This is a genomic window from Leptobacterium flavescens (assembly GCF_010671605.1).
GTDB lineage: Bacteria > Bacteroidota > Bacteroidia > Flavobacteriales > Flavobacteriaceae > Leptobacterium > Leptobacterium flavescens.
Map to the genome: position 1 here is coordinate 191061 of NZ_JAABOO010000004.1, position 14021 is coordinate 205081.

A 14021-nucleotide genomic window follows, 5' to 3' on the forward strand; every position below is an offset into this window, starting at 1 on the left:
AAACAGGGTTAATACGATTATCGAAGGATAGCCTTAATTCATGATCAACCCTATTTAATTTTTTAAAAACATGGCAAGATACAGAGGTCCAAAAACAAAAATCGCTCGTAAATTCGGGGAAGCTATTTTTGGAGATGATAAATCTTTTGAAAAAAGAAATTATCCTCCGGGACAGCACGGAAACAACCGAAGAAGAGGTAAAAAATCAGAATACGCGGTCCAGCTAATGGAGAAGCAGAAAGCTAAATACACTTACGGTATTCTGGAACGTCAATTTAGAAATATTTTTGAAAAAGCCAACCGTAGCAAGGGAGTTACCGGTGAAGTTCTTTTACAGTTATGTGAGTCACGTCTGGACAATGTGGTTTACAGAATGGGAATTTCGAATTCGAGAAGAGGAGCGCGTCAGTTGGTATCGCACCGTCATATTACCGTTAATGGTAATATTGTTAACATTCCATCATATTCTCTTAAAGTTGGCGATGTAGTAGGAGTTAGGGAAAAATCTAAATCTTTAGAGGTAATAGAAAATTCATTGGCAGCAAACAGCGCTGTTTATGAGTGGATTAGTTGGAATGCAGATAAGAAAGAAGGAACATTTGTAAGTATTCCCGAAAGAATACAGATTCCTGAGAATATAAAAGAACAATTAATCGTCGAGTTATACTCTAAATAATAAACCAGACAGCAGTCATACTATGGCAATATTTAATTTTCAAAAGCCCGATAAAGTTATAATGATCGATTCTTCAGATTTCGAAGGGAAATTCGAATTTCGCCCTTTGGAACCTGGATACGGATTGACCGTTGGTAACGCTTTGCGAAGAGTCCTTCTGTCTTCATTGGAAGGTTTTGCAATTACCTCTGTGAGGATTGATAAAGTAGAGCACGAGTTCTCTACAATCCCAGGAGTGGTTGAAGACGTTACTGAAATGATCCTTAACTTAAAGCAGGCTCGTTTTAAAAGACAAATAGAAGATATTGATAACGAAACTGTATCAATCTCGGTTACCGGTAAAGAACAATTAACTGCCGGCGATTTTCAGAAGTTTATATCTGGTTTCCAGGTGTTGAATCCCGATTTGGTGATCTGCAACATGGAAGCTGGTGTGAGCATCAACATGGAGATCACTATCGAGAAGGGTAGAGGATATGTTCCGGCTGAAGAGAATAAGAAATCTAATGCTCCTCTAGGAACAATTGCTACAGATGCTATTTTTACACCTATCAAAAATGTAAAATACAGCATTGAGAACTTCCGTGTAGAGCAGAAGACCGATTACGAAAAACTAGTTTTCGAGATCGTAACAGACGGTTCTATCCATCCTAAAGATGCCTTGACGGAAGCTGCTAAGACACTTATCCACCACTTTATGTTATTCTCCGATGAGAGAATTACTTTAGAGGCAGATGAGATTGCTCAAACAGAGACTTACGACGAAGAATCACTACATATGAGACAGTTGCTTAAGACTAAGCTCGTAGATATGGATCTTTCTGTTCGTGCGTTAAACTGTTTAAAGGCTGCAGAAGTAGATACTTTAGGAGATCTTGTATCTTTTAATAAAAACGACTTAATGAAGTTCCGTAATTTCGGAAAGAAATCTTTAACTGAGCTTGAAGAACTAGTAAACGTTAAAGGATTGAATTTCGGAATGGATCTTTCAAAATATAAATTAGATAAAGACTAAGCAAGTTGATTGCTCTTGTCTAAAAGAATGTAACAATGAGACACGGAAAGAAATTTAATCACTTAGGAAGAAAGACTGCACACCGCAAAGCGATGTTGGCTAATATGGCGTGCTCCCTGATCGAGCATAAGCGCATAAATACAACAGTAGCTAAAGCAAAAGCATTAAAGCAGTTTGTAGAGCCGTTAGTAACTAAATCTAAAGAAGATTCTACTCATAACCGAAGAGTGGTTTTCAGTTACTTGAGAAACAAATACGCAGTTACCGAACTTTTCAGGGAAGTAGCTGTTAAAGTTGGAGATCGTCCCGGAGGATACACAAGGATCATTAAACTTGGTAACCGTCTTGGAGATAACGCAGATATGGCACTTATCGAGTTGGTTGATTACAACGAAACTTATAACGCAGCCAAACCTGCCAAGAAGAAATCTACTCGTAGAGGTAGAACTAAAAAAGCTGAAGCTACCGCAGAAGCACCGGCAACCGAAGCCCCGAAAGCGGAGGCTCCGAAAGCAGATGATAAAGAAGCTTCAACAGACGAAAATTAATGATCAGATTTCATTACATACCAAAAGGATAAACGTTTTAGTTTATCCTTTTTTTTATGTTATTTTGTTAAACTTTTTAAATAACGATTACCTTCGATGAAGTATCAGACACGCAAGAAAGCTTTAATCCTTTTAGCAGACGGAACAATTTTTCACGGAAAGGCAGTTGGCAAAGACGGAAGTGCCTTTGGTGAAGTATGTTTTAACACCGGAATGACCGGTTATCAGGAGATCTTTACAGACCCTTCCTATTTCGGGCAGATCATGGTTACGACAAATGCCCATATCGGGAACTACGGGGTAAATGAGGAAGAAATGGAATCAGATTCGGTTAAAATTGCCGGCCTGGTATGTAAAAATTTCAGCTACGAGCATTCAAGACCTGCAGCAGACGATTCTCTGGAGACATTTTTTGAAAAGAACGATCTTTTCGCCATCTCAGATGTAGATACCAGAGCATTGGTTAGCTACATTCGTGATAACGGGGCAATGAATGCCGTGATCTCTACAGAAGTAGATAAAATAGACGAACTAAAGGAAAAACTGGCTCAGGTGCCCGATATGAACGGACTGGAGCTGGCTTCTCGAGTATCTACCAAAGAACCTTATTTCTTCGGAAATGAGAACGCAAGCCATAAAATAGCAGCCCTCGACATAGGGATCAAAAAAAATATCCTCAGAAACCTTGCTAAAAGAGATGCCTATATCAAGGTCTTCCCTTATAATGCATCCTATGAGGAAATGAGCGCCTGGAACCCTGACGGTTTCTTCCTCTCTAATGGTCCCGGCGATCCGGAACCTTTGAAAGATGCTCAGGAAGTTGCTAAAAAGGTAATTGCAGACAATAAACCCCTCTTCGGGATCTGCCTGGGGCATCAGGTTATAGCATTGGCTAACGGAATATCTACCTATAAGATGCACAACGGGCACAGGGGAATAAACCACCCCGTAAAGAACATGCTTACCGGGAAGGGAGAGATCACTTCTCAGAACCACGGTTTTGCAATAAACAGAGAAGAGACCGAAGCGCACCCGGAGGTAGAGATCACTCACCTTCATTTAAATGATGACACAGTGGCCGGAATACAAATGAAGAACAAGAATTGCTTCTCGGTACAATACCACCCCGAAGCAAGTCCCGGGCCACATGATGCGTCTTATTTATTTGATCAGTTTATAGAAAACATAGCGAAACATAAATAAATATTATGAGTATTATTGTAAACGTACATGCACGACAAATTCTGGATTCCAGAGGAAATCCAACAGTAGAAGTTGATGTGATTACCGAAACCGGAACGCTGGGACGCGCAGCGGTTCCTTCGGGAGCATCTACAGGAGAGCACGAAGCGGTAGAACTTCGTGACGGAGGCGCATCCTATATGGGAAAAGGAGTTTCCAAAGCTGTAGAGAATGTTAATCAGATCATTGCAGAAGAATTGTTGGGAGTATCCGTATTCGAACAGAATATGATAGATCAGATGATGATCGATCTTGACGGGACACCCAATAAGTCAAAATTAGGAGCTAACGCCATTTTAGGGGTTTCCCTGGCTGCCGCCAAAGCCGCCGCTAACGAATTAATGATCCCTCTGTACAGATATGTTGGAGGTGTTAGCGCCAATACCCTGCCGGTTCCTATGATGAATATCATTAACGGAGGTTCGCATTCCGATGCACCGATCGCTTTCCAGGAGTTTATGGTTATGCCGGTAAAAGCAAAAAACTTTACCCATGCCATGCAAATGGGAACCGAGATATTCCATCACCTTAAAAAAGTATTACACGATCGTAATCTTAGTACGGCGGTTGGTGATGAAGGTGGATTTGCACCGACCCTCGATGGTACCGAAGATGCACTCGATACCATTCTTAAAGCGATTGCCAATGCCGGATATACTCCGGGCGATGAAGTAATGATCGCACTCGATTGTGCTTCTGCAGAGTTTTATGTGGATGGAAAGTACGATTACACCAAATTTGAAGGAGATAAAGGAGCAGTAAGGACATCTGAAGAACAGGCAGCTTACCTGGCAGAGTTATGTGCAAACTACCCGATCATCTCTATCGAAGACGGAATGGATGAGAACGACTGGGAAGGATGGAAGATCCTAACCGAGAAAGTAGGAGACAAGGTGCAGCTGGTTGGTGATGATCTTTTTGTAACCAACGTAGAGCGTTTATCCAGGGGTATCGACAACGGTACTGCCAATTCTATTCTTATCAAGGTAAATCAGATTGGAACCCTTACCGAAACGATCGCAGCTGTGAACATGGCACATAATGCAGGTTATACTTCCGTAATGTCTCACCGTTCCGGAGAGACCGAAGATAACACCATTGCCGATCTTGCTGTAGCCCTTAATACGGGACAGATAAAGACCGGTTCTGCTTCCAGATCGGACAGGATGGCCAAATACAATCAATTACTTCGCATTGAGGAAGAATTGGGAAGTGTGGCTTATTATCCTCAGGATAAAGCCTTTAAAGTGAGCTAAAATCATTTTTTTATATAGTAAAAGGCCCTTAATTAACTTAAGGGCCTTTTTTTGTTATATAATTGTAATGTTGCTTTCCGCCTTGCGACTAAAGGGTATTGAAACCAGCCAATATGTCGTTCAAAGAATTAATTCCAACCTCCAACTTCAAGATAATTTGGCTTAAAAGCGGATGGGGATCCTATCAGATAGACTTCCGTGATTACGTATTCTCTTCCGGTATTATTCTTTTTATAGAACCCGGTCAGTATTTTAAGATCCTGAACGGCGAGATAGAGGTGGAAACGATTTCCATAGAAAAAGAACATATTGCAAATAACAACAGGTTCAGGTACCTGTTTAAGCACCTGGTTGCAGCAGGGCATATTAGTGTAGACCCGCTCAATTCCCTTTACCTGGAAACCTTCTTTAAGTATAAGCACATACAGGAAGACATTCAGGAGTTTTTAGAGGACATGGTGGTTCGCTGGTTATCCCAGAACCCGTTCGGAAGCTCTGAAGACCGTTTAAACATTCTTTTCGATACCAAAGACATTATTGATGATAAATTCAGGCTGCATACCGCTATTTCAGAAATGACAGGCTACCTGGATATGGATCCGAGGAAACTGAATAGGGTATTGAAAAAAACACTTAATTACACCCTTTCTCACTGGGTAAAGAAAAGAGTATTCCTCGAATCGCAGAGAGAGCTTATTTTTAGCAGTAAATCTATTAAGGAGATCGGGTACGACCTCGGTTTTAACGACCCTTCTCATTTTAATCACTTTTTCAGGAAGCATACCACAGTAAGCCCCAATAACTTCAGAGAATCCTATGATTACCGTAAGGAAGATATTGTACTGAAAGATTTCCTGGAACTGCTGGAGGTACATTACAGGCAGGAGCACTCCGTGCATTTTTACGCCGATAAATTAAACATTTCAGAAAAGACGCTCTCGCGTAAACTCCAGAAAGAATACAAGAAAACTCCCAAGAAAATCATCGTGGATAAATTGGTCCTGGAGGCTCAATATCTCCTTAAGGAAACGGTCGGTATTAAGGATGCCGCCTTTGAGCTTGGATTTGAAGAAGCCCATCATTTCTCTGCTTTCCTCAAGAAACACACAGGGAAAGTCCCCTCGGCATTTAGCCTGTAATATTCTACAATTCATTGTCCGTTTTTTGTAGGCATCACCTCTTCATGATGCCCCATCTTTGCATTGTAATTAATACTAAAAACAAGAAAGATGAACTTAAAGGAAAATTTAATAGCAATGGATAGCCTTGTTCAGCAAGGTCAGATCCCACAAGCCGTTGAGCAGTTTTTTGATGCCTGTGCAAAGAGTAAAGATCACAACGGAGCTATAACAAACTCAAAAGCAGAAATGCTTGACAAAATGGACCAGTTTCTGGGAGGTATTGCCAATGTAAACGGTATTACCCTTCACAATCAGGCCGTAGGTGAGAATGTTACCATGAGCGAATACACTTTCGATTTCGATATGAAGGATGGAAGCAAAGTTCTATGGAACGAGATCATCAAAAGAGAATGGGAAGGCGATAAGGTAGTTAACGAATCTTACTTCCTGTTATAAATCAAAAATTAGTTATTTAAAATTAAAAATTTAAAAGTAAAAAATGAAAACAATGAAAAAGTTTGTAGGAATTGTAGCAGCTTTATTTATGACCTTAAACATGGCTGCTCAGAGTCAGAACCTCGATGACACTAAAATTGCTTTACAGGGGTACAGTCCGGTTTCTTATTTAGATATGGGATTAGCTCAGAGAGGACTTAAAGAATTCAAGAGTGAATACCAGGGAGCCAAGTACTACTTTACAAGTAAGGATCAAAAGAAAAAGTTTGATGCAAATCCAACTAAATATGTACCACAATACGGAGGATACTGTGCATTCGGTGTATCTGTAGGAGGAAAATTCAGAGTAGATCCTAACAAATTCGTAGTTCACAACAACAAATTATACCTTTTCCTAAATGATGTTGAGGTTGATGCACTACAATTATTCAAGGATAGCAATGCCAATCAGACGATTGCTAAAGCTGACAAGAACTGGAAGACGTTAAAGACTAAATAAGTTTAATTGTCAGGGAATTAAACCCGATCCGATAGAACAAAATAATTTTAATGTTTTTGTTCATGCTGAGTGGATAAGGGCGGCCGTTTACGGTTGCCCTTTGCTGCAATTGTATAAATTTGAATACTAAAACCAAAGAAATGAAAGAATTGCTTGAATCGATCAGGAACTGTACCGTTTGTGAAAAACAGCTGGTAAACGGGGTTCGGCCCATAGTTTCTGTAGAAGAAGACTCCAAAATCGTCATTATAGGACAGGCTCCGGGTTCTAAGGTACACCAGACCGGGGTGCCGTGGGATGATCCCAGCGGACGCCGTCTGAGGCAATGGCTGGGAGTTTCCGATGAAGATTTCTACGATGCTCATAAATTTGCACTCATCCCCATGGGATTCTGTTATCCCGGAAAGGGAAAATCGGGAGATCTGCCTCCCAGGCCCGAATGTGCCCCTTTATGGCATAAGAGCCTCCTTGACCGGCTTAAAGACGTGAAATTGGTTATCCTGATCGGGCAATACGCTCAGAAGTATTATCTGGGAGAAAAGTCTAAAAGGACCCTTACCGAAACCGTCCGGTCCTTTGAAGATTATTTACCACATTATATCCCACTTCCGCATCCCTCACCCAGAAATCAGATATGGATGAAAAAGAATGAATGGTTCGAAAGAGAAGTGCTTGACGTCCTGGAAAAAAAGGTAAGTAATATCCTTTCCTGAAGTAGCTTTAAAAGAGCAAAATCGGTTGTTTAATGCCTAATAATTTAGGGACGTTTCGTAATGTTAAAATTTTGAGACCGACCAATGTAAAAGTTAAACCAAAAGTTTTGTGAAGTTTTAGCGAAGAATGTTGAGAATGTACTAAAAAACGAGGCCTTATAAATTTAATCTTAACACTAAATTTCGTATTTTCGCTGAACTCACAAAAACCGAAATAAATCACACAAATATGTCAGACAAAGCGTCATTAGAATATAATGGGAAGAAGTTCGAATTCCCGGTAATAAAAGGAACAGAAGATGAATTGGCTATCGATGTAAAAACCTTACGCGGAGCCTCTGGAATGATTACCATTGATCCCGGATATAAAAACACCGGATCTTGTGAGAGTGGTATTACGTTCCTCGACGGAGAAAAAGGAATATTGAGATATAGAGGATACTCTATTGAAGATCTTGCCGAAAAAGCAGACTTCCTGGAAGTAGCCTATTTGCTTATCTTCGGAGAATTACCATCCAAAGAACAATTAGAGAAGTTCGATAACGATATTAAGAGTAAATCTCATGTAGATGAGGATGTAAAGAAGATCCTGGACGGATTTCCTAAGACAGCTCACCCGATGGGGGTTCTTTCTTCATTGACCAGTGCTCTTATTGCATTTAACCCAACCTCGGTAAATGTAAGCTCTGAAGAAGAGATGTACAATGCCATTGTTAAGATCATGGCTAAGTTTCCGGTATTGGTGGCATGGGCAATGCGTAAGAAAGAGGGATTACCTTTGGATTACGGAGATAACAATTTAGGATATGTAGAGAACATCCTGAAAATGATGTTCAAGAAACCAAACCAGGAATATGTTCAGAACGATATTGTGGTTAATGCATTGGATCAGTTACTGATACTGCATGCAGATCATGAGCAGAACTGTTCTACCTCTACGGTACGTATAGTAGGTTCTTCACATGCAGGTTTATTTGCATCACTTTCTGCAGGGATATCTGCACTTTGGGGACCGCTGCACGGAGGTGCTAATCAAGCGGTAATTGAAATGCTGGAAGGTATCAAGGAAGATGGAGGAGATACTAAAAAGTATATGGCCAAGGCGAAAGATAAGAACGATCCTTTCCGTTTAATGGGATTCGGACACCGTGTATATAAGAATTTCGACCCAAGAGCAAAGATCATTAAGAAAGCTGCCGATGAGGTTCTGGGAGATCTTGGTGTAGTAGATCCGATATTGGATATTGCTAAGGGACTTGAAAAAGAAGCATTGGAAGATCAGTACTTTGTAGATAGAAAACTGTATCCGAATGTAGATTTCTACTCAGGGATCATCTACAGGGCATTAGGTATCCCAACCGAAATGTTTACAGTGATGTTTGCATTAGGACGCCTTCCCGGATGGATTGCCCAGTGGAGAGAAATGCGCTTGAGAAACGAGCCTATCGGTCGTCCGAGACAAATATATGTTGGAGAGAACCTGAGACCTTTTAAAGACCTGAACAAAAGGTAATACATAAAAGAACAAACAATAACCTCATAGTTACTCTATGGGGTTTTTTTATAAATAACCTATTTAATGAGTACCATCAAGATTGTTAAGAACAGATCCGATATAGGAGCGGGAACACGCGGTTCCGACATGGGGATCGATGCGATCGAGATTGCCGCTATTAATGGTAAGAACGATTACTTTAACCGATTTGATTTTGAAGATGTAAAGACCGAAAACGAATCTATCTATAACAAGGTGAATAATTCCTTTGCCAAAAGGATAGAGCATGTTTTTTATCAATGTTCAAGGCTGGCAGACAGTGTAAAACGAAACCTGGAAGAAGATCATTTTCCCCTGGTGCTTTCCGGAGATCATTCATCAGGCCTGGGATCTATAAGCGGTATCAAAGCCGCCTATCCGGATAAACGCCTTGGAGTGGTATGGATAGATGCCCATGCCGATCTGCATTCACCTTACACATCCCCTTCGGGAAATATTCACGGAATGCCTTTGGCAGCAGCTCTGGATGACGATAACCTGGATTGCCAGATAAATGAGGTGATCGGGGAGACGGAAAAATACTGGAATGCCATGAAGAATATCGGGCATTCTTCAGCCAAAATTCAAGCCGACGACCTTGTTTTCTTCGGAGTCAGGGATACGGAAGAGCCGGAGGACAAGCAAATAGAAAAGCTGGGCATCCGCAATTATATGGTAAACGAAATTCGCTATCGCGGCCTGGAAGCTTGCGTTAACGAAGCGATCGAAAGACTATCTGTCTGCGATATTATTTATGTTTCTTTTGATGTGGACAGTATGGACTGCGATCTGATCTCTTACGGGACCGGTACTCCTGTTCCGAAAGGATTTGACCAGTATGAGGTTATTGAGATCATTAATCGCCTTATAGAAACAAAAAAGGTAGCCTGCCTGGAGTTTGTGGAAGTAAATCCCCTCCTGGATACCAAAGGGAACAAAATGGCTGAAACGGCCTTTGAGGTCCTCGATGCAGTGACCAAAACCCTCGAAAAAAATATCTGATCAAAAAACTCCTGAGAATTCAGGAGTTTTTTGTTATACGACTATCCGTTCCGGCTTAGAATAAACCCTTCCGTCTTTAACTTTTGTCATAAGCAAATCTGAAACCGCGAATCTAAAATCGTAAATTATATACACCCCTCTTGTTTTCTCCCCTCAAGGGGAGAACAAAATCCTCAAGGGACAATTTTTATAACTTGAAATTACCTGTATACTCCAGAACTTCAGTGTAGGAGTACTAAAAACCATCAACGAACCACTAACAACCACCAACCACCTACGTGCTCCGAAGTCTGGACGTAGGAGTAACAACCCATGTGCTCCATAGCGTTGCAAAGGAGCACCAAATTCCAAATCCCCCCTCTCGACGAGCCTGTATCGAGCGTAGTCGAGATGCTCGAGGTGATAAACTAAACGCTAACAACCATCAACTGACAACTAACAACCACCAACTATCAACCACCAACTAACAACCAACCTCAAACCTTCTCAAAGAAATCAACCATTTTCCTTCTGGTATTCTCATCCGGAAGCTTACCGTGACCCGCCATCATATTATCGACCAGATGATGAGGTTTTGAAGTTCCCGGAATAACACAATTCACCGCTTCATGAGAAATAAGGTATTTAAGAAAAAACTGCCCCCAGCTGTTAATGTCGTATTCTTTGCACCACTCCGGCAGTGACTTTCCCTTTACCTTCCGGAACAGGCTCCCTCCGCTATAGGGCCTGTTAATAATAACCGCTGTCCCATTCTTCCGGGCGGTTTCCAGGAGGTTTTTTTCGGCATGCCGGCTGTTAATGGAATAATTAAACTGTACAAAATCTGGCTTTTCACTCCTGATGATCCGGGCCAGGCTTTCATGAGAGGAATCCGTATAATGAGTAATTCCCCAGTACCGGATAAGCCCTTTTTGCTTCCAATCTCTAAGCGTTTTACTATGCGTCTTCCAATCTACAAGATTGTGTATTTGCATCAGATCCATGGTAGATCTCTTCATTTTCTTCATAGAGTTTTTCATCTGATCGATCCCTGCCTGTCTTCCGTTGGTCCATACTTTAGTGGCATAAAAGAAATCCTGTGCAATTCCGGCCCCGCTGGTAAGATCGCCCACCACGGCTTCCGAACTGCCGTACATGGGGGAACTATCGATCAGCTTTCCGCCATGCTCCTTCATTTTACGTAAAACATCAGTGAGTTGTTCTCTTTCGGCCCTGTTGGTTCCCACATCAAAGGTTTGCCATGTTCCCAGGCCTACCAGGGGAAGTAATTCTCCCGAGGAAGGTATTTTTCTATGCTGCATACTCATTGTCTTAAATGATAATAGAGATGGGAGTAATATACCTGCTGCTGAAGCGTAGAATACAGCTTTTGCAGCTTCACGTCTCGAATACTTTTTCATTTGGTCGTTTTTAAATTAAGAAGTAATTGTTTTTCGGATGCTCCCTGCTTCTTACCCAGCAGAAACCCGGTATAGGCCCAGACGGCCACAAGCGGAATAGCTATTATTGCTATTATAGACAGGCTCAATCCCATAGAGATGAGCCCGGCAAAGATCCATCCGGAGAGGGAATCCCCGCCCCGGTATACGGCAGTATCAATAAAGTTTTTTGCCTTGTATTTTTCTTCCCTGTTGCTTATCGTGAACAGGATCTCCCTCCCGGGACGTAAAAATATATAATTCCCGGCCCTGTGTAAAATTAACACAATTGCAATTACTGTCAATATCGTATAATTACTTAATACTGCAAAACCGAGTCCTACCAGTACCGGAATGGAGGTCAGAACAATGGCAAGCCCATATTTTCTGATTATTCTGGCAGTGAGGAAAAACTGCCCGAAAATGGTAAGCGCATTGGTAATAAGGTCCACCATAGAGAAATACCGGATCCTGTCCGATCCCGATTCAAAAGCCCTTTCTACAATATGTGCCTGCTCAAAATATAAGAAGGTAGACACGGCAGTATAAAGAAGAATAAAAAGGGAAAGACCGCGGAGATAGGACGAATTTATGACCAGACGTATGCCCTCCAGGAGGTTTTTCTTCAAAAGGCGATTGTTTTGAACATTGATCGGGCTCTTTACCTTTAGGCCGATCTGTTTTTTCTGTATGGATAGCAACCGGGATAGAGAGAGAATAACTAACAAAAGCAGCCCGACAGAGGCGAGAAATAAACTTTCAAAACCAAAACTTTCAGACAGGAAAGCCGCCAGTATTGGCCCCAGGATGGCTCCCAGGCTTCCACCGGCAGAGATGATCCCGAACAGGCGTTTTGACTGGGTACTGCTAAAAATATCGACCATAAAACTCCAGAAGAGGGATATGGCAAACAGATTAAATACACTGAGCCAGATAAAGAAAACAATCGGAAGGATATGTAACAGGATCCCGTTCTTAAAAAGAACATAGAAAAGCACTATGTTAATGGTAAAAAAGATATAGGAAATAAGAAGCAGGGAACCGGTTCTTAACCGGGAACTGAGGTAGCCGAATATGGGAACCACGATCAGCATGCTCAAAAAAGTACCGGTAAATAGCCATTGCATATTGGCAGCTCCGTTTACGATACCCATTTCATCCCTTAAAGGGCGAAGCATAAAATAAGAGGCCAGCAGGCTGAAAAAGTAAATAAAGGCCCAGAATACAATTCTGAACTCCGGTGTTCCGAAGGATCCGGGCAGATACCGGTTTGTGAATTTGCTGTTTGTCATCTTCTGATTTTAATACAACAGCAAATTGCATTAAAGAAGATATTTTAGCTAAGTGATTCTTAAATACGCCTGACGTATTTATAAATCGATAAGAAGTTAAATGCTCTTTTTGAATTCCGAAGGGGTGCGCCCCACATGTTTTTTAAAGGCCTTATTAAAGGAGGATAAACTGTTAAAACCACATTCATAGGCGATCTCTGAAATTTTGATACGATCGTATTGCGGGGACATCAGCTTTAGTTTCGCTTCTTCGATCCGATATGAATTGATAAAATCCGAGAAATTGGTGTTAAACCCCTTGTTGATAATATGAGATGCCAGATAAGAGGGTAATGTTACAGATCTTGAAAGCTTATCCAGGCTGAATGCAGGATCCAGATAGGGTTTTTCATTTTGCATAAGAGCAGCTATCTGTATCTTGGAAGTGTTGAATTCCGCATCTCCTATCTTTATGTTATTGTATCTTGAGGAAAACGCTTCCTTAAAGAGTACTTTTTTGTTGAGCAATCCGAAAAGGGCTATAACGTAAATAAAAACAGCATAGATCACCGGTCCGGCCAGATAGGGTGTAAGCCCGAGGATATAATTCGAGAAATATGCTATTTGTATACTGCCGGCTCCCGCTAACAGGAGGAAAAGCCACCATCGATCTTTTACATCCATTCCCGAAGTATTCTTTTTGAAAAGAACATGTACAAATAAGCCAATAGCTATCAACGTATATATCAACTGCTGATAAAGCAAGGCGGAATAACCCCCTCTGTACCAGAAATTGCTTTCATTAATGTTGAATAAAAACAATAGCAGGAGCAGGGCAGGAACAAAATGTAAAAAATGAATAGGGTTCCATGGCCTCGGATGTATATAATGCAGGAAATACAGTAACAGTATAGGGCCGGAAGCCGTATGTGCTGCAAATCCCAGGTTTAAGAACCAATCCGGGACAAGATCCAGGTAGACCCATAATAAAGACTTAACGATCCGAAGTGTGATCAGCAAAAAGAACAGGCTTAGCAGAATATTTTGAATGTTCCTTTTGCGATGAAAAAAAAGATACGTACTCATAAATAAACTCTGAAAAGCACCTATGCTTCCCATGAGCACCTCTATTTCTTTTGATATCCGTAAAACCTTCATTTTCTGCTAATTTACCTGAAAGATATTAAATAAATACGATAATAGATAACCCATTCCCGTCTCTCAATTCTGAATAATAGTGTAAATTAGTAGGATAATAATAGCTAATTCT

General features: G+C 41.1%; 14 protein-coding genes. 11 read left to right on the plus strand and 3 right to left on the minus strand.

Annotated features, from left to right (window positions below; genetic code table 11):
• The first annotated feature begins 70 nt into the window (after window positions 1–70).
• The 11 genes from rpsD (at window position 71) to rocF (ending at window position 10062) form a co-directional block, all read left to right on the plus strand.
• Complete coding sequence (gene rpsD / locus GWK08_RS17165) at window positions 71–676, plus strand: 30S ribosomal protein S4 (protein WP_163608482.1); 606 nt, start codon at window positions 71–73, stop codon at window positions 674–676.
• A 22-nt stretch (window positions 677–698) separates the two neighbouring features.
• Window positions 699–1691 (plus strand): DNA-directed RNA polymerase subunit alpha, encoded by a 993-nt coding sequence (locus tag GWK08_RS17170; RefSeq protein WP_163608483.1) that lies wholly within the window; start codon window positions 699–701, stop codon window positions 1689–1691.
• A 35-nt stretch (window positions 1692–1726) separates the two neighbouring features.
• Window positions 1727–2239 carry a 50S ribosomal protein L17 gene (gene rplQ, locus GWK08_RS17175; RefSeq protein WP_163608484.1) on the plus strand — a complete coding sequence of 171 codons (513 nt, stop codon included), beginning with the start codon at window positions 1727–1729 and terminating at the stop codon, window positions 2237–2239.
• 96 nt (window positions 2240–2335) lie between these two features.
• Window positions 2336–3442 (plus strand): glutamine-hydrolyzing carbamoyl-phosphate synthase small subunit, encoded by a 1107-nt coding sequence (gene carA, locus GWK08_RS17180; RefSeq protein ID WP_163608485.1) that lies wholly within the window; start codon window positions 2336–2338, stop codon window positions 3440–3442.
• Between the two features lie 5 nt (window positions 3443–3447).
• Window positions 3448–4737: a phosphopyruvate hydratase gene (eno, locus tag GWK08_RS17185; RefSeq protein ID WP_163608486.1), complete on the plus strand. Its 1290-nt coding sequence runs from the start codon at window positions 3448–3450 to the stop codon at window positions 4735–4737.
• A 113-nt stretch (window positions 4738–4850) separates the two neighbouring features.
• Complete coding sequence (locus tag GWK08_RS17190) at window positions 4851–5876, plus strand: helix-turn-helix domain-containing protein (RefSeq protein WP_163608487.1); 1026 nt, start codon at window positions 4851–4853, stop codon at window positions 5874–5876.
• 90 nt (window positions 5877–5966) lie between these two features.
• Complete coding sequence (locus GWK08_RS17195; protein WP_163608488.1) at window positions 5967–6314, plus strand: hypothetical protein; 348 nt, start codon at window positions 5967–5969, stop codon at window positions 6312–6314.
• Between the two features lie 52 nt (window positions 6315–6366).
• Window positions 6367–6813, plus strand: coding sequence for a YHS domain-containing (seleno)protein (locus GWK08_RS17200; protein WP_239524950.1), 447 nt, complete (start codon window positions 6367–6369; stop codon window positions 6811–6813).
• A gap of 140 nt (window positions 6814–6953) precedes the next feature.
• Window positions 6954–7526 carry a uracil-DNA glycosylase family protein gene (locus GWK08_RS17205; protein ID WP_163608490.1) on the plus strand — a complete coding sequence of 191 codons (573 nt, stop codon included), beginning with the start codon at window positions 6954–6956 and terminating at the stop codon, window positions 7524–7526.
• A 229-nt stretch (window positions 7527–7755) separates the two neighbouring features.
• Window positions 7756–9039: a citrate synthase gene (locus tag GWK08_RS17210; RefSeq protein ID WP_163608491.1), complete on the plus strand. Its 1284-nt coding sequence runs from the start codon at window positions 7756–7758 to the stop codon at window positions 9037–9039.
• Window positions 9040–9105: 66 nt separating this feature from the next.
• Window positions 9106–10062: an arginase gene (gene rocF / locus GWK08_RS17215; RefSeq protein ID WP_163608492.1), complete on the plus strand. Its 957-nt coding sequence runs from the start codon at window positions 9106–9108 to the stop codon at window positions 10060–10062.
• 476 nt (window positions 10063–10538) lie between these two features.
• Here rocF and GWK08_RS17220 read toward each other — a convergent pair whose 3' ends face one another.
• The 3 genes from GWK08_RS17220 to GWK08_RS17230 all read right to left on the minus strand — a co-directional run bounded on the left by GWK08_RS17220 (window position 10539) and on the right by GWK08_RS17230 (window position 13909).
• Window positions 10539–11462 (minus strand): aldo/keto reductase, encoded by a 924-nt coding sequence (locus GWK08_RS17220; RefSeq protein ID WP_163608493.1) that lies wholly within the window; start codon window positions 11460–11462, stop codon window positions 10539–10541.
• Window positions 11459–12772 carry an NTP/NDP exchange transporter gene (locus tag GWK08_RS17225; protein WP_163608494.1) on the minus strand — a complete coding sequence of 438 codons (1314 nt, stop codon included), beginning with the start codon at window positions 12770–12772 and terminating at the stop codon, window positions 11459–11461. Before GWK08_RS17225 ends, GWK08_RS17220 begins: the two co-directional genes overlap by 4 nt.
• Before the next feature lie 96 nt (window positions 12773–12868).
• On the minus strand, window positions 12869–13909 hold the full coding sequence (locus GWK08_RS17230; RefSeq protein WP_163608495.1) for a helix-turn-helix domain-containing protein: 1041 nt from the start codon (window positions 13907–13909) through the stop codon (window positions 12869–12871).
• Between the last annotated feature and the right edge of the window lie 112 nt (window positions 13910–14021).

Bases quoted from the DNA above. Each gene is read 5' to 3' on its own strand.
- GWK08_RS17190 (WP_163608487.1), top strand. From the start codon at position 4,851: ATGTCGTTCAAAGAATTAATTCCAACCTCCAACTTCAAGATAATTTGG.
- rocF (WP_163608492.1), top strand. From the start codon at position 9,106: ATGAGTACCATCAAGATTGTTAAGAACAGATCCGATATAGGAGCGGGA.
- rpsD (WP_163608482.1), top strand. From the start codon at position 71: ATGGCAAGATACAGAGGTCCAAAAACAAAAATCGCTCGTAAATTCGGG.
- eno (WP_163608486.1), top strand. From the start codon at position 3,448: ATGAGTATTATTGTAAACGTACATGCACGACAAATTCTGGATTCCAGA.
- GWK08_RS17195 (WP_163608488.1), top strand. From the start codon at position 5,967: ATGAACTTAAAGGAAAATTTAATAGCAATGGATAGCCTTGTTCAGCAA.
- GWK08_RS17200 (WP_239524950.1), top strand. From the start codon at position 6,367: ATGAAAAAGTTTGTAGGAATTGTAGCAGCTTTATTTATGACCTTAAAC.
- GWK08_RS17220 (WP_163608493.1), bottom strand. From the start codon at position 11,462: ATGAAAAAGTATTCGAGACGTGAAGCTGCAAAAGCTGTATTCTACGCT.
- GWK08_RS17170 (WP_163608483.1), top strand. From the start codon at position 699: ATGGCAATATTTAATTTTCAAAAGCCCGATAAAGTTATAATGATCGAT.
- GWK08_RS17210 (WP_163608491.1), top strand. From the start codon at position 7,756: ATGTCAGACAAAGCGTCATTAGAATATAATGGGAAGAAGTTCGAATTC.
- carA (WP_163608485.1), top strand. From the start codon at position 2,336: ATGAAGTATCAGACACGCAAGAAAGCTTTAATCCTTTTAGCAGACGGA.
- GWK08_RS17230 (WP_163608495.1), bottom strand. From the start codon at position 13,909: ATGAAGGTTTTACGGATATCAAAAGAAATAGAGGTGCTCATGGGAAGC.
- GWK08_RS17225 (WP_163608494.1), bottom strand. From the start codon at position 12,772: ATGACAAACAGCAAATTCACAAACCGGTATCTGCCCGGATCCTTCGGA.
- rplQ (WP_163608484.1), top strand. From the start codon at position 1,727: ATGAGACACGGAAAGAAATTTAATCACTTAGGAAGAAAGACTGCACAC.
- GWK08_RS17205 (WP_163608490.1), top strand. From the start codon at position 6,954: ATGAAAGAATTGCTTGAATCGATCAGGAACTGTACCGTTTGTGAAAAA.